Annotated in this window: 20 protein-coding genes and 1 tRNA gene; 9 read left to right on the top strand and 12 right to left on the bottom strand. The window is 69.0% G+C overall.

Annotated elements, in window-relative coordinates; translation table 11 throughout:
• Nucleotide 1: 1 nt before the first annotated feature.
• Entirely contained in the window at nt 2–1,921 is a 1,920-nt protein-coding gene (locus AB0N16_RS20150) for a molybdopterin-dependent oxidoreductase (protein WP_365798438.1), read from the bottom strand.
• Nucleotides 1,918–2,889 carry a 2-dehydropantoate 2-reductase gene (locus AB0N16_RS20145; protein ID WP_365798436.1) on the bottom strand — a complete coding sequence of 324 codons (972 nt, stop codon included), beginning with the start codon at nt 2,887–2,889 and terminating at the stop codon, nt 1,918–1,920. The genes AB0N16_RS20150 and AB0N16_RS20145 overlap by 4 nt, the downstream gene beginning before the upstream one ends.
• Nucleotides 2,890–3,172: 283 nt before the next feature.
• On the opposite strand from AB0N16_RS20145, the gene AB0N16_RS20140 reads away from it, so the two are divergent.
• The 5 genes from AB0N16_RS20140 to AB0N16_RS20120 all read left to right on the top strand — a co-directional run bounded on the left by AB0N16_RS20140 (nt 3,173) and on the right by AB0N16_RS20120 (nt 7,172).
• The gene (locus AB0N16_RS20140) at nt 3,173–4,507 is read left to right on the top strand and encodes an OFA family MFS transporter (protein WP_365798434.1); all 1,335 of its coding nucleotides are present in this window, start codon (nt 3,173–3,175) and stop codon (nt 4,505–4,507) included.
• Nucleotides 4,482–4,616 (top strand): hypothetical protein, encoded by a 135-nt coding sequence (locus AB0N16_RS20135; protein ID WP_365798432.1) that lies wholly within the window; start codon nt 4,482–4,484, stop codon nt 4,614–4,616. The genes AB0N16_RS20140 and AB0N16_RS20135 overlap by 26 nt, the downstream gene beginning before the upstream one ends.
• Before the next feature lie 147 nt (nt 4,617–4,763).
• Nucleotides 4,764–5,711 carry a beta-ketoacyl-ACP synthase III gene (locus tag AB0N16_RS20130; protein ID WP_365798430.1) on the top strand — a complete coding sequence of 316 codons (948 nt, stop codon included), beginning with the start codon at nt 4,764–4,766 and terminating at the stop codon, nt 5,709–5,711.
• Nucleotides 5,712–5,839: 128 nt separating this feature from the next.
• Nucleotides 5,840–6,517 carry a GntR family transcriptional regulator gene (locus AB0N16_RS20125; protein ID WP_365798428.1) on the top strand — a complete coding sequence of 226 codons (678 nt, stop codon included), beginning with the start codon at nt 5,840–5,842 and terminating at the stop codon, nt 6,515–6,517.
• A 244-nt stretch (nt 6,518–6,761) separates the two neighbouring features.
• Nucleotides 6,762–7,172: a hypothetical protein gene (locus AB0N16_RS20120; protein WP_365798583.1), complete on the top strand. Its 411-nt coding sequence runs from the start codon at nt 6,762–6,764 to the stop codon at nt 7,170–7,172.
• 202 nt (nt 7,173–7,374) lie between these two features.
• On the opposite strand, the gene AB0N16_RS20115 is transcribed toward AB0N16_RS20120, so the two are convergent.
• The 5 genes from AB0N16_RS20115 to AB0N16_RS20095 form a co-directional block, all read right to left on the bottom strand.
• Nucleotides 7,375–8,778 carry an OFA family MFS transporter gene (locus AB0N16_RS20115; RefSeq protein WP_365798426.1) on the bottom strand — a complete coding sequence of 468 codons (1,404 nt, stop codon included), beginning with the start codon at nt 8,776–8,778 and terminating at the stop codon, nt 7,375–7,377.
• Between the two features lies 1 nt (nt 8,779).
• Nucleotides 8,780–10,168, bottom strand: coding sequence for an OFA family MFS transporter (locus AB0N16_RS20110; RefSeq protein WP_365798424.1), 1,389 nt, complete (start codon nt 10,166–10,168; stop codon nt 8,780–8,782).
• Between the two features lie 123 nt (nt 10,169–10,291).
• A complete protein-coding gene (locus AB0N16_RS20105; protein WP_365798422.1) occupies nt 10,292–12,436 on the bottom strand; it encodes an acetate--CoA ligase family protein in 2,145 nt (714 codons plus the stop codon).
• Nucleotides 12,437–12,440: 4 nt separating this feature from the next.
• Nucleotides 12,441–13,673, bottom strand: coding sequence for a formyl-CoA transferase (gene frc, locus AB0N16_RS20100; protein WP_365798420.1), 1,233 nt, complete (start codon nt 13,671–13,673; stop codon nt 12,441–12,443).
• Nucleotides 13,674–13,684: 11 nt separating this feature from the next.
• Entirely contained in the window at nt 13,685–15,367 is a 1,683-nt protein-coding gene (locus AB0N16_RS20095) for a thiamine pyrophosphate-binding protein (RefSeq protein ID WP_365798418.1), read from the bottom strand.
• A 186-nt stretch (nt 15,368–15,553) separates the two neighbouring features.
• Here AB0N16_RS20095 and sucC point away from each other — a divergent pair, with 186 nt between their 5' ends.
• The 4 genes from sucC to AB0N16_RS20075 all read left to right on the top strand — a co-directional run bounded on the left by sucC (nt 15,554) and on the right by AB0N16_RS20075 (nt 19,600).
• On the top strand, nt 15,554–16,684 hold the full coding sequence (gene sucC / locus AB0N16_RS20090) for an ADP-forming succinate--CoA ligase subunit beta (RefSeq protein ID WP_365798416.1): 1,131 nt from the start codon (nt 15,554–15,556) through the stop codon (nt 16,682–16,684).
• An 11-nt stretch (nt 16,685–16,695) separates the two neighbouring features.
• Nucleotides 16,696–17,580 carry a succinate--CoA ligase subunit alpha gene (sucD, locus tag AB0N16_RS20085; protein ID WP_365798414.1) on the top strand — a complete coding sequence of 295 codons (885 nt, stop codon included), beginning with the start codon at nt 16,696–16,698 and terminating at the stop codon, nt 17,578–17,580.
• A gap of 2 nt (nt 17,581–17,582) precedes the next feature.
• Entirely contained in the window at nt 17,583–19,118 is a 1,536-nt protein-coding gene (locus AB0N16_RS20080; RefSeq protein WP_365798412.1) for an aldehyde dehydrogenase family protein, read from the top strand.
• Nucleotides 19,119–19,512: 394 nt separating this feature from the next.
• Nucleotides 19,513–19,600 (top strand) — tRNA-Leu (locus tag AB0N16_RS20075).
• Between the two features lie 285 nt (nt 19,601–19,885).
• Here AB0N16_RS20075 and AB0N16_RS20070 read toward each other — a convergent pair.
• The 5 genes from AB0N16_RS20070 to AB0N16_RS20050 all read right to left on the bottom strand — a co-directional run bounded on the left by AB0N16_RS20070 (nt 19,886) and on the right by AB0N16_RS20050 (nt 25,981).
• Entirely contained in the window at nt 19,886–20,293 is a 408-nt protein-coding gene (locus AB0N16_RS20070; RefSeq protein WP_365798409.1) for a transposase, read from the bottom strand.
• A gap of 459 nt (nt 20,294–20,752) precedes the next feature.
• On the bottom strand, nt 20,753–20,932 hold the full coding sequence (locus AB0N16_RS20065) for a hypothetical protein (RefSeq protein ID WP_365798407.1): 180 nt from the start codon (nt 20,930–20,932) through the stop codon (nt 20,753–20,755).
• A 9-nt stretch (nt 20,933–20,941) separates the two neighbouring features.
• Entirely contained in the window at nt 20,942–21,244 is a 303-nt protein-coding gene (locus tag AB0N16_RS20060; protein WP_365798405.1) for a hypothetical protein, read from the bottom strand.
• A 19-nt stretch (nt 21,245–21,263) separates the two neighbouring features.
• The gene (locus AB0N16_RS20055; protein WP_365798403.1) at nt 21,264–21,449 is read right to left on the bottom strand and encodes a hypothetical protein; all 186 of its coding nucleotides are present in this window, start codon (nt 21,447–21,449) and stop codon (nt 21,264–21,266) included.
• Nucleotides 21,450–21,547: 98 nt separating this feature from the next.
• Complete coding sequence (locus tag AB0N16_RS20050) at nt 21,548–25,981, bottom strand: Tat pathway signal protein (protein WP_365798401.1); 4,434 nt, start codon at nt 25,979–25,981, stop codon at nt 21,548–21,550.
• Nucleotides 25,982–26,493 lie beyond the last annotated feature (512 nt).

Raw genomic sequence — 26,493 nt, 5'->3', positions numbered from 1 at the left:
ATCACCTCACGATGGTCGCGACCGGAAGCTTGTCGATACGGATCGCCGACGCCTTGAACTCCGCCGTCCCCGCGATCGGGCAATTCGCCTCGATCGTCAGCTGGTTGGTGTCCACCTCGTCGGGAAAGTGCATGGTCATGAAGGCGAGACCGGGGCGCAGGGCGGTGTCGATCCAGACGGGGGCCACCACCGAGCCCCGCCGCGAGGACACCTGAACCTCCTCGCCGACGACGACGCCGTACCGCTCGGCGTCCTCCGGGCACAGCTCGATGTACTCGCCGCGCCGCAGCGGGGAGGCGTAACCGCCGCTCTGCACGCCGGTGTTGTAGGAGTCGAGCCGCCGCCCGGTGGTGAGCCGGACGGGGTACTCCTCGTCGGTGAGGTCGACCGGCGGATCGTGCCGGACCAGCCCGAAGGGGGCCGGCGCCCCGCGTCGCGCCGGGTCCTTCTCCCACAACCTCCCGTGCAGATAGGCCGGTTCGAGGCGCTCGGTGCTCGGGCACGGCCACTGGATGCCCTGGTGCTCGACGAGCCGGTCGTACGTCATCCCGTAGTGGTCCGGGGAGACCGACCTCAGCTCGTTCCAGACGGCCTGGGCGTCGGCGTACTTCCAGTCGTGGCCGAGGCGGGTGGCGAGGTCGCAGAGGATGTCGATGTCCTCGCGCGCCTCGCCGGGCGGGGTCACGGCCCGGCGCACCCGCTGCACCCGCCGTTCGCTGTTGGTGGTGGTGCCCTCGGTCTCCGCCCAGCCGGCGGTCGCGGGCAGTACGACGTCCGCCAGTTCGGCGGTTTTGGTGAGGAAGATGTCCTGCACGATCAGGAAGTCGAGGGCGCTCAGCCGGCGGATCGCCTGCTCGCTGTCGGCCTCCGACTGGGCCGGGTTCTCGCCGATGCAGTAGACCGCCTTGAGCGTGCCCTCCTCCATCGCCTCGAACATCTCGGTGAGGTTCAGCCCGTAGTGCGGCTGGATGACCGTGTCCCAGGCCGACTCGAACTTCAGCCGGGCGTCCGGGTCGAGGATGTCCTGGAAGCCGGGGAGGCGGTTGGGGATCGCGCCCATGTCGCCGCCGCCCTGCACGTTGTTCTGGCCGCGCAGTGGCTGCAACCCGGCGCCGTAGCGGCCCACCTGGCCGGTGAGCAGGGAGAGGTTGATCAGGGCGCGGACGTTGTCGGTGCCGTTGTGGTGCTCGGTGATGCCGAGGGTCCAGCACAGCTGGGCGCGCTCGGCGCGGGCGTAGGCGTGCGCCAGCTCCCGTATCGCGGCGGCGGGGACGCCGGTCACCTTCTCCGCCAGCGACAGCGTCCACGGTTCGACGAGCGCCCGGTACTCCTCGAAGCCGGTCGTCGCCCGCTCGACGAACGCCTCGTTGGCCAGCCCCGCGTGGATGATCTCCCGGCCGATCGCGTGCGCCATCGGGATGTCCGTGCCGACGTTCAGCCCGAGCCAGCTCTCCGCCCACTCGGCGGTGGAGGTGCGGCGCGGGTCGACGGCGTACATCCGGGCGCCGTTCCTGATGCCCTTCAGCACGTGCTGGAAGAAGATCGGGTGCGCGAAGCGGGCGTTGGAACCCCACATCACGATGACGTCGGTGTACTCGATCTCCTCGTACGAGGACGTACCGCCGCCGGAGCCGAAGGCGGCGCTCAGGCCGGCCACGCTCGGGGCGTGACAGGTCCGGTTGCAGGAGTCGACGTTGTTGGTGCCCATCACCACCCGGGCGAACTTCTGGGCCACGTAGTTCATCTCGTTGGTGGCACGGGCGCAGGAGAACAGCCCGAACGCCCCACGGTTGCGGTCCAGGCCGCGGGCCGCGCGGTCCAGGGCCTCCTGCCAGCTCGCCCGCCGGAACGGCTCGTCACGGGAGTCCCGCACCAGGGGGTGGGTGAGCCGGGTGTAGGTCTTCTGCTGCCGTTTCCTCATGCGGCGCTCCTCAGCGCGAGCAGGTCCGAGATGGCGTGCACGGTGCGCAGGGTGGGCACCTGCACGCCGGTGATCTCCGCCAGCTCGACGACGGCCGCGAGGAGCACGTCGAGTTCCAGCGGCTTGCCGCGCTCCAGGTCCTGGAGCGTGGAGGTGCGGTGGTCGCCGACCTTCTCGGCGCCCGCGAGCCGGCGTTCGATGGAGACACCGACCTCGCAGCCGAGCGCCTCGGCGACCGAGAGGGTCTCGCGCATCATGATCTCGATGACCCGGCGGGTGCCGCCGTGCAGGCACATCTGCCGCATGGTGGCCCGGGCCAGCGCGCTGATCGGGTTGAAGGAGATGTTCCCGAGCAGCTTGAGCCAGATGTCGTTGCGCAGGTCGGGCTCGACCGGGCACTTCAGCCCGCCGGTCTGCATGGCCTCGCTGAACCGCAGACAGCGTTTGGACACGCTGCGGTCGGGCTCGCCGACCGAGAACCTGGTGCCCTCCAAGTGCCGTACCACGCCCGGGGCTTCGAGCTCGGTGGCCGCGTACACCACGCAGCCGATGGCGCGTTCGGGGGCGAGTACGGCGCTGACCGCGCCGTCCGGGTCGACGCTCTCGACGCGGTGGCCGTCGTAGGGGCCGCCGTGCCGGTGGAAGTACCACCAGGGGATGCCGTTCTGGGCCGCGACCACCGCCGTGCGCTCGTGCAGCAGCGGCTCGATCAGCGGCCCGCACGCCGCGTACGAGTTGGCCTTCAGGCCCAGGAAGACGTAGTCGACCGGGCCGACCTCGGCCGGGTCGTCGGTGGCGTGGGCGTGCGCGGTGAAGTCGCCGCGCGGGCTGAGCACCCGTACTCCGTACTGCCTCATGGCCGCCAGATGGGGTCCACGGGCGACGAGATGCACATCGGCGCCCGCGCGGTGGAGCGCGGCACCGACATAGGCGCCGATCGCACCGGCGCCGAGGACTGCGACTTTCACGGAACACTCCGTTCGGTTTGAGGGATACCGCGGAGGTGGCCTCGGGGAAGACCGGGTCGTGGGTCGTCGTGTGAAGCGGTCCGGCCGTGTGAAGCCGGTCCGCCGTGTGAAGCGGTCCGGTCGTCGGCCGAATCATGTCGACGAAATATTGTCTACAGTATGGAGTCGGGCCGGGCAAGGGTTCGGACAGTGACCGTTCGGCGCATTCTGGATACCGCTCATCGCATACGATCGAGCCGTCGGGTTCTCAACCACCCTGGCCTGGCCCTACCGTTCGGGACTCATGAGCAGCCCCCCTGTAGCACCGCCGGGCTGGAGCCGCTGGCTCGTCCCGCCCGCCGCCCTCTCCGTCCATCTCTCCATCGGCCAGGCCTACGCCTGGAGTGTCTTCAAGCCGCCCCTCGAATCCGCGCTGAACCTCAGCGGCACCGAGAGCGCGCTGCCCTTCCAGCTCGCGATCGTGATGCTCGGTCTGTCGGCCGCGTTCGGCGGCACCCTCGTCGAGCGCAACGGACCGCGCTGGGCCATGACGGTCGCCCTGGTCTGCTTCTCCACCGGCTTCCTGATCTCCGCGCTCGGCGCCGAGACCGAGCAGTACTGGCTGATCGTCCTCGGCTACGGCTTCGTCGGCGGCATCGGCCTCGGTATCGGCTACATCTCGCCCGTCTCCACGCTGATCAAGTGGTTCCCGGACCGGCCCGGCATGGCCACCGGCATCGCCATCATGGGCTTCGGCGGCGGTGCGCTGATCGCCTCGCCCTGGTCCGCGCAGATGCTCTCGTCCTTCGGCAGTGACAACGATGGCATCGCCCTCGCCTTCCTGGTGCACGGGCTGGCGTACGCCGTCTTCATGACCCTCGGCGTGCTGCTGATCCGGGTGCCGCGCAGCGAGGACCGCGAAAACACAGCGGACGCGCCGAGCGCCTTCGAGGGCGTGCAGGTCTCGGCGAACACCGCGATCCGCACCCCGCAGTTCTGGTGCCTGTGGGTCGTGCTCTGCATGAACGTGACCGCGGGCATCGGCATCCTGGAGAAGGCCGCCCCGATGATCACGGACTTCTTCGCCGACAGTTCCACCCCGGTGACGGTGTCCGCGGCGGCCGGGTTCGTCGCCCTGCTGTCCGCCGCCAACATGGCGGGCCGGATCGGCTGGTCGTCCACCTCCGACGTGATCGGGCGCAAGAACATCTACCGCGTCTACCTCGGCGTCGGCGCGCTGATGTACCTACTCATCACGTTGTTCGGGGACTCGTCCAAGCCGCTGTTCATCCTCTGCGCGCTGGTGATCCTGTCCTTCTACGGCGGCGGCTTCGCCACCGTCCCCGCGTATCTGAAGGACCTGTTCGGCACCTACCAGGTCGGTGCGATCCACGGCCGGCTGCTCACCGCCTGGTCCCTCGCCGGTGTGCTCGGACCGCTGATCGTCAACTGGATCGCCGACCACCAGAAGGACGCCGGCAAGCACGGCGGCGACCTGTACACGCTGTCCTTCGGCATCATGATCGGACTGCTCGTCATCGGGTTCGTCGCCAACGAGCTGATCCGGCCCGTCAACGTCCGCCACCACATCCCCGCCCCGAGGGAGGCAGTCGATGTCGAACGACAGCAGCCGGCCTGAGCCCGACCGCCGCTGGCTGATCGCCGCCGCCTGGCTCTGGGTGGGCGCGCCCTTCGCCTACGGAGTGTATGAACTCGTACAGAAAGCGACACAGCTGTTCAACGGGTGAACCGGGAGAGTGCTCGGGCGTCCGAAGGTCTGCAAGAAGCCGACAACTCGGGCGCCCGTTTCCTGTGGCCTTACGTGCCGTCGTACCCGTGAGTCACTGAACAGACTGGTGGGCCCACACCGAGGCAACGAGGGGGACCCACCACCCATGAACGGCTCGCGCATCGCCGCCGTCGGCCACTACCAGCCCGCCAAGGTGCTCACCAACGAGGACCTGGCGGGTCTGGTGGACACCAGTGACGAGTGGATCCGCAGCCGGGTGGGCATCCGCACCCGGCACATCGCAGGGCCCGACGAACCCGTCGACGAACTCGCCGCGCACGCCGCGGCCAAGGCCCTCGCCGCGGCCGGCCTCACCCCCGCGGACATCGACCTGGTCCTGGTCGCCACCTCGACCGCGATCGACCGCTCCCCGAACATGGCCGCTCGCGTCGCCGCCCGGCTCGGGATCCCGCAGCCCGCCGCGATGGACGTCAACGTCGTGTGCGCCGGCTTCACCCACGCGCTCGCCACCGCCGACCACACCGTCCGCGCGGGTGCCGCCACCCGTGCGCTCGTCATCGGCGCCGACAAGATGTCCGAGGTGACGGACTGGACCGACCGCACGACGTGTGTCCTGGTCGGCGACGGGGCGGGCGCGGCCGTGGTCGAGGCGTGCGGGCCCGGCGAGGAGCCCGGGATCGGGCCGGTGCTGTGGGGATCCGTCCCCGAGATGAGCCACGCCGTACGCATCGAGGGCACCCCGCCCCGGTTCGCGCAGGAGGGGCAGAGCGTCTACCGCTGGGCCACCACCCAGCTGCCGCCCATCGCCCGGCGCGCCTGCGAGAAGGCCGGGGTCACCCCCGCCGACCTCGCGGCCGTCGTGCTGCACCAGGCGAACCTGCGGATCATCGAGCCGCTCGCGCAGAAGATCGGCGCGGTCAACGCGGTGGTCGCCAGGGACGTCACCGAATCGGGCAACACCTCGGCCGCGAGCATCCCGCTCGCACTGTCCAAGCTGGTCGAGCAGGGGAGCGTCTCCAGCGGCGACTCGGTCCTGCTGTTCGGCTTCGGCGGCAACCTGTCGTACGCGGGGCAGGTCGTGCGATGTCCCTGAGGGGCGCGTCCCGTGGGTGACGTGGTCAACTCCCGCTTCCCCTGGCAGTTGTGCGCCGTAGACTGTAGACGAAAGACAATCGATACTGAGTGTCCGCTCGTAACGGGTGTCTGCCGAAGGGGGAACCGATGTTGTCAGCCGGACTGCCGCAGGGCGCGGTGCCCAAGCTCGAACGCCCCGGCCCGCTCCGCGACCGCGTCTACGAGGCACTGCTGGAACTCATCACCACCCGCGCCCTCCAGCCCGGCCAGCACCTGGTCGAGAGCGAACTCGCCGGTCACCTGGGCGTCTCCCGGCAGCCGGTGCGCGAGGCGCTGCAGCGGCTGAACACCGAGGGCTGGGTCGACCTCAGGCCCGCCCAGGGCGCGTTCGTCCACGAGCCCACGGAGGACGAGGCCGACCAACTCCTCACGGTCCGCACCCTGTTGGAGGCGGAGGCGGCACGGCTGGCGGCGGCCGAGGCGGGCAGTGCGGGAGTGGCCGCACTGGAATCCCTGTGCGCCGAGGGCGAGAAGGCCGTCGCAGCGGACGACGTGGACGGGGCCGTCGCCCTGAACGCCGCGTTCCACGCCAAGATCATGGACCTGGCCGGCAACGCGGTCCTCGCCGAACTCGCCGCCCAGGTCGACCGCCGGGTCCGCTGGTACTACACGCCGGTGGCCCGGCAGCGCGGCCACCAGTCCTGGATCGAACACCGCGAACTGATCGCGGCGATCACGGCTCGCGACGAACAACTGGCGACCCGCCTGATGCGCGAACACACCGAGCACACCCGGCGGTCGTACCACGAGCGCGCGAAGTCCTGACCGGGCCGCCGGCGCGATCCCCCCGCCGTCGGCGGTGATCCTGTTGATCGGCGGGGCCGAGAGCGTACGTGGACCGCGATGGCGCCTGGGTGCGGCGCGTACCAGGTGACGATGATCGTGTAATCCCATGTACGAGCAAGATCACTATCCGCTAAGCTCAACGTGATCATCAGGAGCCCGCCAGGGTCCTTTCAAAGAAGGAACGGGCGGGCTCAGACAACGAAGAGGGGGAAACCGCGTGAGATTGAGCAAGGCGCGAGCCGCTTCCGTCACGCTGTGCGCGTTCGCTCTGGGGCTGGTCACGGCCAACTCCGCGTCTGCCGCAGGGTGGACCTACGGCGCCTACGAAGGCGGCGGGTACGGCGTCTGGAACTACGACCCGGGCCCCGACCCGATCGGCTACGGCGACGCACCCGGAGACGCCATCGCGGCCTGTGACATCTCCGCAGACGGCTGGGGCATCGAGGTCCGGCTCGACATCGGCCGTGACGGGGACATCGACCGCACGGTCAGCACCCGCGGGCATTCCTCCCCGTACTGCTCGGACTACAAGACCGGCGACATCTCCCCCGAGGGAACTCCCGTCCGCGTGTGGGTCGTGAAGGTCAACGGTTCGACGGACTACCACCCCGTCTACAAGGACGGAAACGCGTAGGTCCCCACCGCTCCGAGCGGAATGACTGTCAAGTGGGCGGCGGTCCGTACCCAGCGTACGGGCCGCCGCTCACGTGTGCACTCGGCTGCATGCGGCCCGGAGTCAGGAAACGGTTGAGTCCCGGACGTCGATCCGGGACTCGATCCGGCCGCTTCGACGTGAGAGGAGAGCCTCCAGTAGCGCACTGGAGGGAGCGGACCCGTCAGGTGGCCGCTTGTGGCTGTACCGCCCCCACCTTCGCCGTCGTGCCCGGACCGCGGCCCGGCTGCCGGAGCAGCAGCGCCACCCCCGCCGCCAGCATCGAGATGCCGCCGGCCAGGGCGTACGCGCCGTCGTAGCCCCAGGCGCCGACCACCATGGAGCCGAGACCGCCGCCGAACAGGCCGCTGACGAGCTTGCCGCTGTAGACCAGGCCGTAGTTGGTGGCGTTGTAGTTCTCGCCGAAGTAGTCCGGGGTGAGGGCGGCGAACAGGGGGTAAAAGGCGCCGCCGCCGAAGCCGGAGAGGAAGGCGAAGAACAGGAACAGCCACTCGCTCTTGACGTCACCGGCCCAGATCACGCCGAACTGGGCCAGGCCAAGCACGACGATGACGAAGACGAGGGTCGGTTTGCGGCCGAGGCGGTCGGAGAGCCAGCCGACCACGCCCCGCCCGATGCCGTTGATGACCGCCATCACACCCATCGAGGAGGCCGCGACCAGCGGGCCGAAGCCGACGTCCTTGGCGAAGTCCACCTGGAAGGAGATACCGAAGATCGAGACGCCGGCCGTCATCACGATGGAGATCCACATCAACGGGAGCATGCCGGTGCGGATCGCCTCCTTCGGCGTGAACTGCCGTACCGCGGGCGGATTCTTGGCGAGAGCCGTGGCGCTCTTGGCGTCCCCGGACTGGGAGAGCGGGTCGATGTCGGCCGGCCACCAGTTCTTCGGCGGGTCCTTGAAGAAGAACGCGGCGACCAGGACGACCACCATCACGTACACGCCGATCAGGTCCAGGACCCGGTGGTAGTTGGCCGTGTCGAAGGCGTAGTTGAAGATGAAGATGAAGGGGAGCGAGCCGTAGGCGAAGCCGCCGTTCACGAACCCCGTGCGGGCGCCCCGGCGTTCGGGGAACCACTTGCCGACCATGTTGATGCAGGTCGCGTAGACCAGGCCGGAACCGAGACCGCCGATCACCCCGAAGCCGATGATCGCCAGCCATATCTCGCTGATGTGCGACAGCGCCAGGAAGCCGAGCAGGCACATGAACGATCCGGTGTACATGGCGCGCCGTGCGGTCAGGATGCCCTTCTCGCGCAGCCAGCCCGCCGGGAAGGCGATGCCGGCCTGGAAGAACACCCAGACGCTCAGGATCCAGAAGGTGTTGGACTGCGTCCAGCCGTGCGCGTGGGACAGGGTGTCCTCCGCGGAGCCGTACGCGTACTCGAAGACGCTGATGGCCATCATGGCTATCCAGGGGAGGTACACCATGATGTTGCGGGAGTGGCCGAGGATGTCCCGGTCGGTCTCGCCGATCCGGTAGACGCGGCCGCGGGCGTCCGTGACCTCGCGGTACGGGCGGCGTCCGGTGTCCGTGCTGTTCGTGGCTACAGGGTCTGCCGTCATGTCACGCCATCTCCTCGCCGAGCGGCTGCGGGTTGGGGACGATGCGCCGGGCGCTGGGCCTGCCCGGTGCCTTGAGGAAGAGCGCCAGCACCGCGGAGGCCAGGCCGACGGAGCCCGCCAGGACGAACGCGCCGTGGTAGTCCCACTCACCCACGACGACCGCGCCCAGACCGGAGCCCACCAAGCCGGAGATCAGCTTGGAGCTGTAGACCATCCCGTAGTTGGTGGCGTTGTTGTTCTCACCGAAGTAGTCCGCCGTCATGGCCGCGAACAGCGGGAAGATCGCCCCGCCGCCGAACCCGGAGACCATGGAGCAGAACAGGAAGAACGGCATGCTGCCCATCTGGCCGGAGACCAGCACACCGAACTGCGCGCTGCCGAGCACGATGCAGACGATGATCAGGGTGTTGCGGCGGCCGTACCGGTCGGAGATCCAGCCGATGACCCCGCGCCCGGTGCCGTTGACGATCGCCTTCAACGACATCGCCGTGGCCACGATCCCGCCCGCGAACCCCATGTCCTTGCCGAACGGCACCTGGAAGGCGATGCCGAAGATGTTGATCCCGGCCGTGCACAGCAGGCAGAACCACATCATCCACAGCACGGGCGTACGGGCCGCCTCCTTCGGGGTGTACTGCTTGACCGCCGGCGGGTTCTTCTCCAACGCCCGCCTTATCCGCGGATCCTGAGTGGCCTTCAGGGGATCGACGTGCGGCGGCCACCAGTTCTTCGGCGGATCCCTGAAGAACCAGCCCGCCGACGCCACCACCAGACACAGTCCGACGCCGACCGAGGTGAGCAGGACCCGGTAGTTGCTCAGGTCGAGGACGGAGGTGAAGAGGAACACGAACGGCACGGACCCATAGGCGAAACCGCCGTTCACGAAGCCCGTCTTGCCGCCCTTGCGCTCCGGATACCACTTGCCGACCATGTTCACGCAGGTCGCGTAGACGAGACCGGCGCCGATACCGCTGCACATGCCGAAGCCGAGATAGGCGACGACCACGTTCGGCGCGAACGCCAGCGCCACATAGCCGAGCAGGGTGCCGACCGCGCCGATCAGCATGGCCGTACGCGCGGGAAGCCGCCCGCTCTCCCGCAGTTGCCCGGCCGGGAAGGCCACGGCCGCCTGGAAGAACACCCAGACGCCCATCAGCCAGAAGATGTGTCCGCTGCTCCACAGATGTGCCTCGTGGAGCGTGTCCTCCGCCGACGTGAACGCGTACTCGGCGGAACTGATGCCCATCATGCCCACCCAGGGCAGGATGACCATCCACTTGCGTGTCCGGCCCATCAGATCGACGTCGGTCTCGCCGATCCGGTATGTGCGGCCGTTGCGGTCCGTCACCTCCCTGAAGGGGACGGATGTCGTTAGATCGATGGATGACATGTTCGTTCAGCACCCCTTGCGTCGAAAGCTCTGGCCAGCGCCCCCTGTCCAATGCCTTTCGTGCGCGCACGGGTCCCGGGGCCGGCCGCAGCGCACCGCCGGCCGGCCCCCTCCACGGCTAGGTCATGAGCCGCCCCCCAGCAGTCCGGCCGCCCGCGCCCAGCGGTACTTGGCGCCGAGCACGGCCACCGGCCGTTCGGTCGTGTACGGGTACGCCACGACCCCCCGCTCGTACAGGTACTGGCAGGCCTCCTCGACCTCGACGTCCCCCGCGAGCGAGGCGACGACCGGCTTCTCGATGCCCCGCTCCCGGAACTCCGCGACCACGCGCGCGGTCAGCTCCGCGAACACCATCGGCGGGGTGACGATGGTGTGCCAGTAGCCGAGGACCAGGGCGTGGATGCGCGGGTCCTCGAGACCGAGCCGGATCGTCGCCTCGTACGTCGACGGCGGCTCGCCGCCCGTGATGTCCACCGGGTTGCCCGCGGCTCCGAACGGCGGGATGAAGCGGCGGAACGCCTCGTCCAGGTCCGGCGGTATCTCCATCAGGGACAGGCCGTTGTCGGTGATGGCGTCGGACAGCAGCACACCGCTGCCGCCCGCGCCGGTGATGATCACGACGTTGTCGCCCTGCGGGGCCGGCAGCACCGGCAGGCCCCGCGCGTACTCCAGCATGTCGTTCAGGCCCGGTGCCCGGATCACCCCGGCCTGCCGCAGGATGTCGTCGTACACCGCGTCGTCACCCGCGAGAGCCCCGGTATGCGAACCGGCCGCCTTGGCACCGGCCGCCGTACGGCCCGCCTTGAGGACCACGACAGGCTTCCTCGGAACGGTGTTCCGCGCCGCCTCGACGAAGGCGCGGCCGTCCTTGAGGTCCTCCAGGTGCATCGCGATGCACTCGGTGTGCGGGTCCTCGCCGAACCAGGTCAGCAGGTCGTCCTCGTCCAGGTCCGACTTGTTGCCGAGGCCCACGATCGCCGACACACCGGTCTTCGTGGTCCGCGCGAAGCCGAGGATCGCCATCCCGATGCCGCCCGACTGGGACGTCAGCGCCACCCCGCCCTTCACGTCGTACGGCGTGCAGAACGTGGCGCACAGGTCCTGCCAGGTGGAGTAGTAGCCGTAGATGTTCGGACCGAGGATGCGGACGCCGTACCGTTCGCCGATCGCGACGATCTCCTCCTGGAGTTCGTGTTCGCCGGTCTCCGCGAAACCGGAGGGGATCAGGACGGCGTTGGGGATCTTCTTCCGGCCCACCTCCTCCAGTGCCGCTGCCACGAACTTGGCGGGAATGGCGAAGACGGCCACATCCACCTCTCCGGGAACGTCCGTGACACTCTTGTACGCCTTGCGGCCCAGAATGTCATCGGCCTTGGGGTTCACCGGATGGATCTCCCCGGCGAAGCCGCCGTCGACGAGGTTGCGCATCACCGAGTTGCCGATCTTGCCCTGCTCGTTGGAGGCGCCGATCACGGCGACCGAGCGGGGCTGCATCAGCCGGCGCATGGAGGTGAGGATCTCCTCGCGGGAGTACTTCCTGCGCGGCGCCGGCTGCTTCTCGGCGAGGATGATCCGGATGTCGGCGGCGACCGCGCCCTGGGGGGTGGCGATCACCGGGTTGAGGTCCACCTCGGCGATCTCCGGGAAGTCCGCGACCAGTTGGGAGACCCGCCGGATCTGCTCGGCGACCGCCCACCGGTCCACGCCGGCCTGCCCGCGCACCCCCCGCAGCACCTCGGCGGCCTGGATGGAGTCGAGCATGGACAGCGCCTCGTCGGCGGAGACGGGCGCGAGCCGGAAGGTCACGTCCTTCAGCACCTCGACCAGCACCCCGCCGAGCCCGAAGGCGACCACCTTCCCGAAGGTCGGGTCGGTGACCGCGCCGACGATGACCTCCTGCCCCTTCGGGAGCAGCTCCTGCACCTGCACGCCCTCGATCCGGGCGTCGGCGTCGTAGGCCTTCGCGTTCTCGACGATCCGGTGGAAGGCCGCGCGCACGTCCGCCGCGCCCTCGACCCCGACGATCACCCCGCCCGCGTCGGTCTTGTGCAGGATGTCCGGCGAGACGATCTTCATCACCACCGGCCCGGCGAAGCGCGCCGCGTACGCCACCGCCTCGTCGACATCGGTCGCCAGTTCCTCGCCCGGTACGGCGATCCCGTACGCGTCGGCGATCACCTTGCCCTCGGGCGCGGTGAGCGCGTTGCGGCCCGCCGCGCGCACGGAGTCGAGGAGCGCGCGGACCCGCAGCTCCCGGTCCTCTGCCATCACGTCAGATCACTCCGTTCGACTTGAGCAGGCGCAACTCTTCGTCGCCCAGACCGAGTTCGCCGATGTAGACCTCTGCGTTGTGCTCGCCCAGGAGCGGTGAACTGGTCACGTCCACGGGGGAGTCGGAGAGCTTGAGCGGGCTGCCGACGGTGACGAACTCGCCCCGCTCGGGGTGCGGGACGGTGACCACCATCTCGTTGGCGACCAGCGACTCGTCCTCGATGATCTCCTTGGTGGAGAGGATCGGCCCACACGGGATGTTGTGGGCGTTGAGCTTCTCCAGCACCTCCCACTTGGGGAGCGTCGAGGACCACTCCTCGATCAGCTGGAACATCTTGCCGAGCTTGGGCAGCCGGGCCTCCGGGGTCGCCCACTCCTGGTCGTCCGCGAGCTCCGGCCGGCCGATCAGCCGGGTGATCGGCTGCCAGCCGACGGGCTGCACGATGACGTACACGTAGTCGTTCGGGCCGCCCGGCGCGCACTGGACCGCCCAGCCGGGCTGGCCGCCGCCGGAGGCGTTGCCGGAGCGGGGCACCTCGGTGCCGAAGTCCTCGTTGGGGTACTCGGCGAGCGGCCCGTGCACCAGGCGCTGCTGGTCGCGCAGCTTCACCCGGCAGAGGTTGAGCACGGCGTGCTGCATGGCGACGTTGACCCGCTGGCCGCGGCCGGTCCGCTCACGCTGGAAGAGTGCCGCCAGTATCCCGGCGACTGTATGCACTCCGGTGCCCGAGTCACCGATCTGCGCGCCCGTGGCCAGCGGCGGCCCGTCCTCGAAACCGGTGGTCGCCATCGAGCCGCCCATCGCCTGGGCGACCACCTCGTACGCCTTGAAGTCGGTGTACGGGCCTTCCCCGAACCCCTTGATGGATGCGTACACGATCCGGGGGTTGATCTCCTTGATGCGGTCCCAGGTGAACCCCATCCGGTCGACCGCGCCCGGGCCGAAGTTCTCCACCATGACGTCCGAGCGGCGTATCAGCTCGGTGAGGAGCTGCTTGCCGCGCTCGGTCTTGGTGTTGAGGGTGATGCTCCGTTTGTTGCAGTTGAGCATCGTGAAGTAGAGGGAGTCGACGTCCGGGAGGTCACGCAGCTGCTTGCGCGTGATGTCACCGGTCGGCGCCTCCAGTTTCACGACGTCCGCGCCGAGCCAGGCGAGCAGCTGGGTGGCGGACGGCCCCGACTGGACGTGCGTCATGTCGAGGACGCGGATACCTTCGAGTGCCTTGGCGGTCATCGGCGTTCACCTCACTTGTACATGGTCTGGTTCATGGTTCCGGGGGCGTACGCGTCCGGGTCGACCCAGACGTTGATCAGCGACGGCTTGCCCGACTCCCGGGCCCGGCGCAGGGCGGGGCCGATGTCGGCGGGGTCGCGGACCTCCTCGCCGTAACCGCCCAGCATCTGGGCGAACTTGTCGTAGTGGACGTCGCCGAGGGTGTTGCCGACCCGCTCGCGCTCCTTGCCGTACTTGGCGGCCTGGCCGTAACGGATCTGGTTCATCGAGGAGTTGTTGCCGACGATCCCGACGAAGGGGAGGTCGTAGCGGACCAGCGTCTCGAAGTCCCAGCCGGTGAGCGAGAACGCGCCGTCCCCGAAGAGGGCGACGACCTCCTTGTCGGGGCGGGCCTGCTTGGCGGCGAGCACGAAGGGGACGCCGACACCGAGGGTGCCGAGCGGGCCCGGGTCCATCCAGTGGCCGGGGGACTTGGGCTGTACCACCTGCCCGGAGAAGGTGACGATGTCGCCGCCGTCGCCGATGTAGATCGAGTCCTCGGTGAGGAAGTCGTTGATCTCGCTGACCAGGCGGTAGGGGTGGATGGGCGAGGCGTCCGACCGCAGTTGGGGCAGCCGCTTCTCGAGCGCGGTGTGCTCGGCGGCCCGGAGCTCGTCGAGCCACTCCTTGCGCCGGGAGGCGCCACCGTTGACGCGGCCCGAGGCGGCCTCGGTCACCGACTTCAGGACGAGCCCCGCGTCGCCGACGATCCCGAGGTCGATGTCGCGGTTCTTGCCGACCGTGCGGTAGTCGAGGTCGATCTGCACGACGGTCGCGGCGGGGGAGAGGCGCTTGCCGTAGCCCATCCGGAAGTCGAAGGGGGTGCCGACGATCACGATGACGTCGGCGTTGGAGAACGCGTACCGCCGGGAGAGCTGGAAGTGGTGCGGGTCGCCGGGCGGCAGGGTGCCGCGTCCGGCGCCGTTCATGTACGCCGGGATGTTGAGGGTGCGGACCAGCTCGATGGCGGCCGCGGTGCCCCGGGTCGTCCAGACCTGGCTGCCCAGCAGGATGGCCGGTTTCTCCGCGTGCACGAGGAGGTCGGCGAGCTTCTCGATCGCCTCCGGGTCGCCGGCCGAGCGGGTGGAGGCCCGGTAGGCGCCGGACCTGGGGACGCGCGCCTTCTCCGCCGGGACCTTGGCGTCCAGGACGTCGCGCGGTATCTCCAGGAAGGAGGGGCCGGGGGCGCCGTGGTAGCACTCGCGGAACGCCATGGAGACCATGTCGGCGGCGCGGGCGGTGTCCGGGACGGTCGCCGCGAACTTGGTGATCGGCGTCATCATGTCGACGTGCGGCAGGTCCTGCAGGGACCCCATCTTGTGCTGGGTGAGCGCCCCCTGGCCGCCGATCAGCAGCATCGGGGACTCCGCGCGGAAGGCGTTGGCGACCCCGGTGACGGCGTCGGTCGTCCCCGGGCCGGCGGTGACGACCGCGCAGCCGGGCTTGCCGGTGATCCGTGCGTAGCCGTCGGCGGCGTGGGCCGCCACCTGCTCGTGGCGGACGTCGACGACTTCTATGCCCTCGTCTACGCAGCCGTCGTAGATGTCGATGATGTGGCCGCCGCAGAGGGTGTAGACGCGGTCGACCCCCTCGGCCTTCAGTGCCTTGGCAACGAGATGACCACCGGAAATCACGTCCTGGGTGTCGTGGGGCATGGCGAAGTCCTGTCCCTTCGTAGGGGTGGGATGCCGTCTTCGTACATTGCATACAGTCGACGAATACTGTATGAAGCTTGTTATCCCGCATCCGGTGGGTGGTGTCCAGGGGGCGTGCGGCACTTTTCAGTCATCGGAGTTCGGCCTCTCGATGACTTCTGGATGACTTCGCAGACAGGAGCCGGAATGGACCTGTACGAACACCAGGCAAGGGAACTCTTCGAGGAACACGGCATCGTGGTGCCGAGGGCCGAGGTCACCGACTCGCCCAAGGAGGCCCGCGAGATCGCCCGCCGACTCGGCGGCCGGGTCGTCGTGAAGGCGCAGGTCAAGACCGGTGGCCGGGGCAAGGCGGGCGGCGTCAAGCTGGCCGCCGACCCGGCCGCCGCGGAACTGACGGCCCGGCAGATCCTCGGCATGGACATCAAGGGGCACCCGGTCGGCAAGGTGATGCTGGCCCAACCCGTGGAGATCGAGAGCGAGTTCTACGTCTCCTACGTCCTGGACCGCGCGGCGGGTACCTTCCTCGCGATCGCCTCCGCCGAGGGTGGCATGGAGATCGAGGAGGTGGCCGCGACCCGTCCCGAGGCGGTGGCCCGGGTGCCCGTCGATCCCGCGGTGGGCGTCACCTCCGCCAAGGCCCAGGAGATCGCCGGGGCCGCCGGACTGCCACCGCAGACGGTGGACGTCCTGGTACGGCTCTGGGAGGTGCTGGTCCGCGAGGACGCCCTGCTCGTGGAGGTGAACCCGCTCGTGCGGACCAAGGAGGGCCGGATCCTGGCGCTCGACGGCAAGGTCAGCCTTGACGACAACGCCCGCTTCCGGCAGGCACGTTGGGGCGCCGACGAGGACGGGCACCACGACCCGCTGGAGGCGACGGCCGCCGCCAAGGGCCTCAACTACGTCAAGCTGGACGGCGAGGTCGGCATCATCGGCAACGGAGCCGGCCTGGTGATGTCCACCCTGGACGTGGTGGCCGGCTGCGGCGCGAGCCCCGCCAACTTCCTGGACATCGGCGGCGGAGCCTCCGCCCAGGTCATGGCCGACGGACTCTCGGTCATCCTGTCCGACCCGTCGGTGAAGTCGGTCTTCGTCAACGTCTTCGGCGGGATCACGGCGTGCGACGCGGTCGCCGACGGGATCGTGCAGGCCCTGGAGACCGTCCGGCTGACCAAGCCGCTGGTGGTCCGCCTCGACGGCAACAACGCGGCGCGCGGCCGGGCGATCCTCGACGGACGTGCGCACCCCCTGGTCGAACAGGCCACCACGATGGACGGCGCCGCCCGCCGCGCCGCCGAACTCGCCACCACGGCCTGAGGAGTTCTGTCATGGCGATCTACCTCACCAAGGAGAGCAAGGTCCTCGTCCAGGGCATGACCGGCGGCGAGGGCATGAAGCACACCCGGCGGATGCTCGCCGCAGGGACCGATGTCGTCGGCGGGGTCAACCCGCGAAAGGCCGGGCAGAGCGTCGACTTCGACGAGCGTGCGGTCCCGGTCTTCGGCACGGTCGCCGAGGGCATGGCCGCGACCGGCGCCGATGTCACGGTCGTCTTCGTGCCGCCCGCGTTCGCCAAGGCGGCGGTGCTGGAGGCGGCCGACGCCGGCATCGGCCTCGCGGTGGTGATCACCGAGGGCATCCCGGTCCACGACTCGGTGTCCTTCACCTCGTACGCGAAGCGGAACGGCACCCGGGTCATCGGCCCCAACTGCCCCGGCCTGATCACCCCCGGCCAGTCCAACGCGGGCATCATCCCCGCCGACATCACCAAGCCGGGCCGGATCGGTCTCGTCTCCAAGTCGGGCACGCTGACCTACCAACTCATGTACGAGCTGCGGGACATCGGCTTCTCCACCTGCGTGGGCATCGGCGGCGACCCGGTCGTCGGCACGAACCACATCGACTGCCTGGCCGCCTTCCAGGAGGACCCCGACACCGAACTCGTCGTCCTCATCGGGGAGATCGGCGGCGACGCGGAGGAACGGGCCGCCGCCTACATCCGGGAGCACGTCACCAAGCCGGTCGTCGGCTACATCGCCGGGTTCACCGCGCCCGAGGGCCGCACCATGGGCCACGCGGGCGCCATCGTCTCCGGTTCGGCCGGCACCGCGCGGGCCAAGCAGGAGGCGCTGGAAGCGGTCGGGGTGCGGGTGGGGAGCACACCGACCGAGACCGCCCGGCTGGTGCTGGAGCTCCTGGAAGCCGGGGGTTGATCATGGTCCTTGTCCGCAAGCCCGGCACCGGCTGGGACGACGCCTGGGCACGCTGTCTCGCCCTCGCCCCCGAGGCGTTCCGGGACGACCGGATCCTCAACCTCTGGGCGGGCACCTGGCGGCCCGACGGCCGCCCGCTGCCCGCGACCAGCCCCGTCGACGGCAGCCCCATCGCCGGACCCCCACGGCTCGACCGCGGCACCGCCCACCGGGCCGTACGCGCCTGCCTCGACCAGCATCGCGCCTGGCGGCACGTCCCGCTGGACGAGCGCCGGGCCAGGGTGGCCGCCACCCTGGACGCCCTGACCGAACACCGCGAACTGCTCGCCCTGCTGCTCGTCTGGGAGATCGGCAAGCCCTGGCGGCTGGCCCAGGCGGACGTGGACCGGGCGATCGACGGGGTGCGCTGGTACGTCGACGGCATCGAGCCGATGCTCGCGGGGCGTGCCCCGCTGGACGGGCCGGTGTCCAACATCGCCAGCTGGAACTACCCGATGAGCGTGCTCGTTCACGCGGTACTGGTCCAGGCCCTGGCGGGCAACGCGGTGGTGGCGAAGACCCCGACCGACGGTGGGGTCGCCTGTCTCACCCTGGCCTGCGCGCTGGCCGCCCGGGAGGGCCTGCCGGTGACCCTGCTGAGCGGCAGCGGGGGCGAGCTGTCCGAGGTGCTGGTGCGGGCGCCGGAGATCGGCTGTGTCTCCTTCGTCGGCGGCCGGGACACGGGGGCCGCGGTGGCCACCGCCGTCGCCGACCTCGGCAAGCGGCACGTCCTCGAACAGGAGGGGCTCAACACCTGGGGCATCTGGAACTTCACCGGCTGGGAGGCGTTCACCGCCGTCGTCCCCAAGCTCTTCGACTACGGCAAGCAGCGATGCACCGCCTACCCGCGCTTCGTCGTCCAGCGCGAGCTGTTCGACGAGTTCCTGACCGCCTACCTCCCGGCGGTCCGGGGGCTGCGTGTGGGCCACCCTCTCGCGGTCCGCGACCCCGCCGATCCGCCGCCCGAGCTGGACTTCGGGCCGGTGATCAACGCGGCCAAGGCCAAGGACCTGACCGACCAGGTGGCCGAGGCCGTCGACCGCGGCGCCGTCCCGCTGCACCGCGGCCGCCCGGCGGACGCGCGCTTCCTGCCCGGCCAGGACACCTCGGCGTACGTCCACCCGGTCACTTTGCTCAACCCGCCCCGGTCCTCCCCGCTCCACCACGCGGAACCGTTCGGCCCGGTCGACACGATCGTCCTGGTCGACACCGAGGCCGAACTGCTGGCCGCCATGAACGCGTCCAACGGCGCGCTGGTCGCCACCCTCTCCACCGACGACGAGGCCACCTTCGCGCGGCTGGCCCCGCAGATCCGCGCCTTCAAGGTCGGTCACGGCACACCGCGTTCACGCGGCGACCGGGACGAACTGTTCGGCGGCTTCGGCGCGTCCTGGCGGGGCGCCTTCGTCGGCGGCGAACTGCTGGTGCGCGCGGTGACACAGGGGCCGGTGGGGGAGCGGCTGCCGGGGAACTTCCCGGAGTACCAGCTCATGCCGTGAGGGCGAGCCCCGGGGCCATGACCTCCTCGGCACGATGCGGTTCGCCCCGGCGCGGACCAGGGGGAGGTCTGTGGCACCGGTCGCCGCCGGGTCGTCGTACGACACCGGGACCCGGACCGGGTGGACGGTCGCCGCCGGATTCCGGCCGGTTCGGCGCCGTGCGCGTCCAGCACCCGGGCGTGCTCGGCGACGGACTCCACGGTGCTGTGCGGCGGCCCCGCTCCGAGCCCGCGCGTGCCGCCCGCCCCGGCCGGTAGCAAACCGGACACGCTCGGTGAGGTGGCGCCCACCTGCGGATATGCCGACGGAAACGCAGGTGAAGGGCACTCCGAAAGCTTGGTATTGTTGTCCATGTCGCCGCGGGGAACATCCCCGGTCAGGCGGCAGACACCTGGTCCGGGTGGCGGAATGGCAGACGCGCTAGCTTGAGGTGCTAGTGCCCTTTATCGGGCGTGGGGGTTCAAGTCCCCCCTCGGACACCAACTGAGACCCCTGTTCATCAGGGGTTTTCTGCTTTTCCGGGCTATGGCGTGACCAACAGCCTGGAGAGTCCCCAGGTCAGACCAGTCGGGGCCCGACCCTACGGTGGGCGTCAGGTGCGCGCTATCGGGTGTATTCGGGGTCAGGGGCCTTCGCCGGTGCTCCGCAGAAGTGGGCAGTCGACGGGTCGGTGCCCGCTGATGACGCTGAACGGAAAATCAATGCTCAGGTGGGCAGGCGGCAGCATCCGGTCGGCGAAGCCGGCCGGATGAGTCTGTGGTGCGCGGTCACGCAACAGTCGGGGCGAGGGTGACGGTGTGGCCGAGGTGTTCGAGCTGCCGGACGAGATCGCGTGTCCTGCGCTGCGGGTTGAGGTGCTTGTGGTGCCAGTCTGGTCCGAGTTCCTGGTAGCAGGCCTGCGGGTCGTTGATGAGGTGCCAAGTGATGATCAGGATCGAGCGGGCGACGGCGACCAGGGCCTTGGCGTGGCCCCGGCGTTTGACCAGGCGGCGGTAGCGGGCGCCGAGGAAGGTGTCGGTTCGTGCGGCGGCGCTGGCCGCTTCGCCGAGAGCGCCCTTGAGCCATGGGTTGCCCTTGCCCGCCGGGCCCGTGGTGCTCTTGGCTCCGGACTGGATGGTGCGGGGGCAGAGTTTCGCCCAGGACGCGAGGTGATCCGGTGAGGGGAAAACGCTCATGTCCGGGCCGATGTACGGGTGAAGTCCCTCAGCTGCCGGACCGGCTTGGGCGGCACGAAGGAAGGGCGGACCCTGATCGTGCGGGAGCCGCATGCAGACGACCCCGCTGTTCTTGGCAATGTCGATCGCGGCGACCCGGGCTACCGCTTCCTCCTGCAGTTCTTCTCGCGACTCATCCACCCTGCCTCCCATGGCCTGTTGCTGGGCGGAGGCTGCCCGGAGAACCGGAGGGGAACGGAAAGGCTGATCGGCGTGCACGAGGCAACAGTCGGCGACCCCTGGCTGGCTCCCGCCTCAGACTCTTTCTCGGGCGCACCAGCCCAAACCTCATCGACGTGCGCGGACAGCCCCTACGTTCATGGTCAAGGCGCACACATCTCGATCGGCAGGGCGCCTGGAAGCACACAACTCAAGGAGTCCGGCGCACGCCGATTTTCACGCCGCCAGGCGTGACGGGAGTTACGCGTCCGTCAGGACGGTGATGCCCCACGGGTTCCCGGCGTGTCCGCTGTCCATCGCGCAGTCCGTGTACGGGTTGTCCGTGTTCGGCGGCCTGCTCGTGCCGCTGAGGTGATAGAAGTCCCCGGTCGTCACAGGAGCGCTTGATCCACTATAGGCGCCGCTGAGGTCGACGGTCATGTCCGCAGGTCACCTGGTCTCATGGGCTCGGGCGCGGGATTCCCGCCGCCTTCTGCGCGCCCGTTCCGCGAGCCCGGTCGCTTCGACGAGCGCTCTGAGCGACGAGGTGATCACGGATGCCTCGAAGAAGTCGCCGACCATGTAGTGAAGGTCGCGGAACTCCACCGCGCCGACCGCGCCCAGCACACCACAGTAGAGCGCGGCCCAGAAACCCCGCCATCGGCGCATGGGGTAGACGACCAGCGGCACGAGGGGCCAGCCGTAGGCCACGGCCCCGAGTACCGCCGCCAGTGCGACGACTATGACGGTCACGACTCTTCGGCCTTTCGGTTCACAGGACGCCGGTTCCCACGAGGATCCAGCCCGCGGCTAGCGCGGCGGGGAGGAATATGAGGACGCTCGCGAAGACGAGCCCCATTTTCCACGAGGTCCGATCGGCGATCTTCACGCACAGCAACGTCATAGGCGTCAGGTACAGGAAAAGCGGGACGAACACGAAAAGGAATCCTGCCCCCATGACGCGCCTCTCTGTCTTCCTTGTCGTCTCTGTGTTTTTCCTACGGCAACCGGGTGTCGGGCCCTGGGCCCGACACCCGGTCATTCAATCATCCGCGCCTACGGCGTCAGGTTGGTCAGGAACTCTGTCCCCGGGTCGTCGCAGTGCAAGACCTTCGAGGGCCGGTTTCCGGGACCGTCCCCGAAGAGCGGGACGGGAGGGTCCACGCCCCACGGGTTGCCGCCGCTGCCCCGGCCGGAGGCGTCGCAGCTGCCGAACGCGTTGCCGTTGGGCGCGGTGACCGGGAAGTTGGAGAAGTCCTTCCAGTCCCCTGCGTGCACCCGTGTGCTGGACGGACGTCCGAGGTCGTCGGTCATCGTTCCGTCGATGTAGACGTAGAGGTCGGGCATGTAGCTCTGCCACACGAGACCATTGCTGGGGTCCGCGTCCCCGTTCCCCTCCTTGTGTGTGGGCTTCACGGAACCGTCGGCGCAGAACGCGGCCGCGATGTCGTGCCAGATCGGCGGGGCGTTGCCGATCATGGTGCCCCACATGTTGTTGTTCCAGTCGCCGGAGTTCTTGAAGAACATCGAGTAGATGTCCTCCGCCACCCGGCGCACCGAGAAGTTGGTGTCGGGGCTGTTGTCGACCTTGTCGACCCAGGCCTTGACGTTGTCGTTGACGGAAGTGTGGCCGATCATGGCGCGGTACCCGTGGACACCGCCGCCCACGGCACGGAAGTCCACGCAGGTGTTGTCCGAGTTCAGCCGCGCGCCCCGGAAGTGCGGGAAGTACGCCTGCCCCGGGGTGTCGCCGTCCTGGAGGGGGTCGGCGGTGTAGGTCCGTCCGTACTCCAGCGCGTCAGGGGTCGTGTAGGTCAGGTCGGGGGTGGCGATGCCGTAGTCCGACGAGATCGCCTTGATCAGCTGGGTGACGAAGACGGGCAGGTGGGCGTTACCGACCCGCACGTCGTAGCTCGCGCTCTGGCTGCCCGAGATGATGTGTCCGGTGTCGTCCTTCACGAACGTCACGCTGACATCGCTCTTGATCTTGTAGCTGTTCGGGTCCTTGAACGCCTGGTCAGGAGAGGCCGACGGGTTCGGGCGTACGTTGGACATGCCCATCCACTTCGGGATGGACATGGTCGGCACCGAGCCGTCGGCCTTCACCGTGTAGCCGCCGGCCTTGATGTCCTGGTACCACTGTTCACCCGCGTTGTAGGTCTGGGGACCTACGCACTCGTCCTTGTTGGCTTCGGTCGTGCACTTGGGCCACGACGTCAGACCGCTGGCCGTCACCACATTGCTCGGGCTGCCGTCCCACAGCGGGCCCCCATCCGTGCCGTACGACAGCTCGGTGGCCCAGTTGTAGAGGTCCTTCATCGCCCGGATGGGCGTGTTGAGCTCGGAGACCGGCCAGTTGGAGTTGAGCTCCTGGTTGGGGTCGAAGACCGAGGCCGCCGTCAGCGTGCGGTGCACGAACGTGCCCTGTACCGGCTGGAAGGCCACGGCACCGAAGGCGATGTCGTCGTCCGCGCTACCCGTGGGCGTGTAGTTCGACAGGCTCACACTCGGCGTGCCGTCGAACTTGAAGGCGCCCAGCGAGACCCACTTGTTGTTGTTGCCGTCCTGGTCGACGTACCGGTCGTACGGACCGCCGACGGCCCCGCTGATCTCGTAGTGAGCCTGATGCGCCTGCGCCCCGGTGTCCGGAACGTACACGTAGACCTCGGCGAGGTCCAAGGTGCGGCTGGGGGTCCACGTGCCGCGGATCGTCATCGAGCCGGACGTCTTACCGCCCAGATAGTCCTCGTTGCGGGTGTGCGTGTACCAGAAGTGGCCGCCGTAGCCGCCGCCGATCTGGTGCAGGTCGGCTTTCGCGTCGTACTGCCCGAGGCCCGGTCCGGTGGCCTTGGGATCGGCGTAGAAGGTGAACTGGAATGATCCGTCGGTCGTGGTGGTGCCGCAGCCGCCCCAGGTGTCGGTTCCGGCCGGTACGGACTCGACGACCTGCGCGCCCGAGGGTGCGCCGGTGCAGACGGGCGTGCCGTACTGGAGGCGGTAACCGCGGCCGGGCTCGCTGACCAAGGTGAGGTACTTGATGTGCTCGTTGCCGCAGCTGGTGGCGCAGTCGGATTTCCAGGTGACGTTGGATTCGTGCCACCAGTACTGGGCGTAGCAGGCGGCGGTGGGGCAGTTGGGCGGGTTGGCCGTGTTGCAGTTGTTCTTGGTGTTGCAGAACGCGTCGAGCGGCGGCGACACATGGGCCCGGCGGTATTTCCCGCTGGCCGGGTCGATGACGGTCCCGGCGGTGCCGTTCCAGGAGGCGGGGTAGAAGCCGGCGGAGGAGAAGCCGGACTCGCCGGGCCAGTCCTGGCGGCCGGAGGTGGCGTAGGAGTGGCCGGTGTCCTGGGACCATGCGGCCCAGCCCATCACCTTCTCCTCGTAGGGCCAGTTCTGGGGATGTGCGGCGTCCTTGGCGGCCAGCGGGTCGAGGTCCGTGTTCAGGAAGGCCAGCCGGGAGGCGGGGTAGACGGGGTTGGCGGGGTTGTTGTACCAGCCCAGGCCCCAGTTGCCGTTGGTTCCCGCGTCCGCCTTCTTGTTGAAGCCGAGGTTGTAGTTCCACACGGCGGTGAACCAGTTCTCGGGCTTGGACGGGTCGTCGTTGTTGACGGTGATCGTCTGACCGGACTGGTGCACCTCGTTCCACTTGTCGGCGAGGATGTAGAGCGAGGCGGCGATGTTGGTGGCGTAGTCAAGGGCGATCGCGCGCTGTGTGGTGACGTCCTTGGACTTCTCACCCGGCTTCTCGTGTCCGGCCTTGCGCATGCCGTCGGTGACCTGGCCGACGCCGTAGCCGCAGTCGGACTTGTCCCAGTGGATGACCCAGAAGTCGGCGAGGGAGCCGCCGGACTGGTGGCCGTAGTAGCCGTCGACGGCAGCGAGGGGGCTGCCCATCTGGCCGGGGACGGCGCCGGATTCGGCCTGCCACAGGTTGGACTCCTGGGCGAGGATACCCAGTTCGACCTGGGCGGGTATGCGTTGTCCGCTGCCGGTGTTCAGCGGCGGGTCGGGAAACATACCCTGGGGGTCGATGGTGGCGAGCCCGGTCTGCGAGCGCCAGCCGCCCTGGGTGAGGTAGCTGGAGCGCAGATCGTTCCGGACGGCCATGTCCACGGCCCATTCGACCTGGTTCGGGGTCGGCTGGAGGGCCTGGGACTTGACGTCGTTGCGGGGCACGGAGCACCAGGCGTCGGTGTCGACCGGGTCATGCGCCCTGGCGTCGTCGGCCGTGGTCAGCATGCTCATCGTGGACAGCTGCGGCTTGGAGGAGCCGGTCAGCGCCGGCGACGGCGTACCGCCCGCGGTGGTGTCGGGTTCGGCGGTCTGCTGCTTCGTGTGCCGACCCGTGCCCGCCACCGTGCCGGTGACCGTCAGGGCATGGTCGGTGTGGCCCGTCGTCTTCTCGGCCGCGGGTTCCTTGGTCGAGGTCTTGGTGAAGTCGCGGCCGGCGTTCGCGACGTTGTCGACACCCGCCTGTACGGCCGGGGAGACCACCGGGTCGACAGCGAGGCGGCCACGGGTGGAGAGCTCCGCATCGGGTGACACGTTCAACTGCTTGATACCGCTGGCCGCGAAGCTCTTGCCGTGGCTGGCGCTGCCGGTGAGGTAGACGGTGCCGTCCGTGCCCTGGCGCAGGTTCATCGCGGTGAGTCTGCCGCTGGCGACGGTCGTCTTCCTGCCGTGCGCGTAGGTCTGCACGTTGGCGTCGGTGTCACCGGTGCGGTCGATGTAGCTGACCGTGCCGTCACCGCTCACACGGATGCCGTACGGCGCGTGTTTCGTGGCGGCGAGCTGGGCTGTCCGGCCCTTGCGGTCGACGTGGACGAGCCGGTTCCCGGCGGCGGCGATCACACCGTCCCTGGTGGGGACGGCGGAGGTTATCTCGCCCTTCGCGGTGGTGTCCGCGACCGTGGCACCCTTGATGTTCACCGTGATCAGACGGGTCTTGGTGTCGCGCAGCGCGGTGAAGACGGCGGTGTGCGTGGCCGGGCTGCACGTGGGGTCGAAGTAGGCCAGGGACGCGGTGAACGGCAGCTTGGTGACGCTGCCGTCGTCCAGGTTCACGATCGCCGCGAACCCGCCGCCCATCATCAGGTCGGGCTTGTTGGCGAAGGTACGGGGAGCGTAGACGACAGCAGCGTGATGGTCGTCCATGACGCATTGGTTGCCGATCCAGGTGTCGGCCGGCAGCTGAGGCTCACTCAGCACCGCAGCCGTCTTCCAGCTGTAGCCGTTCCTGCTGTCGGCGACCATCAGATGGAGGCCGTCGCTGTCGGCGACGGCGGTCACAGCCCGGTCCGCGGAGGTCTTCCAGCCCTTCCCGAGAACGGTGTCACGATCTTTCAGCGGGACCGCCGACGCGGGCTTCTTCTCCGGTGTGACGGCCTGCTTTTGCGCCGACTTCTTCGGAGAGTTCGGTATCGCTGCTTGTGCGGCGGTCGTGGTGAAGGTCGAAGCAATCAACGCGGTCGCTGCAGAGACAACGAGCACGGATGACTGTCTCCTCCTTCTTCTTTGTGATGGATAGCGCATGATCTGCCGGTTTATCCTTCCAGTAAGTGGCCAGCCAGCTAATGCGGTTGCTGGCTTCTGGGGAGTGGGTCAGTAGTCACGGCGCCGTACGCCTACCGTGCTGGCCTGGCTCTTGACGCCATGGGCGGGCACGCCTTCGCTGCGCAGCCTGTTCGAGGCGACGCGGCAAGCTCCGTCGCCGATAGGTCGTAATTGACAGTTCGCTGGATGCAGACGAGGGCAATGGCGCACTCGGCTGTGCGGGTTCCGTTACCGGATGCGGAACTCCACATGGGTGGAGTGCCCGTGGCAGCCCGCACCAGGTGCGAGGCGGGCATGACAAGTCATGGAGTGTTGCCGAACGCCGCGCCCTGTACGAGGCCGGTCATGATCGCCATGGCCGCCAGGCACGCGACCACCGCGTGGCTCTGACGGGCTGGTCTGGGTACGTTCAACACACTCGTCCCCTCCCTGGTGCAACGCAATAATGG

Source organism: Streptomyces sp. NPDC051105 (genome assembly GCF_040682795.1).
GTDB lineage: Bacteria > Actinomycetota > Actinomycetes > Streptomycetales > Streptomycetaceae > Streptomyces.
Note: the sequence above shows the minus strand (reverse complement) of the source record. Positions and strands in the feature narration are given on the sequence as shown.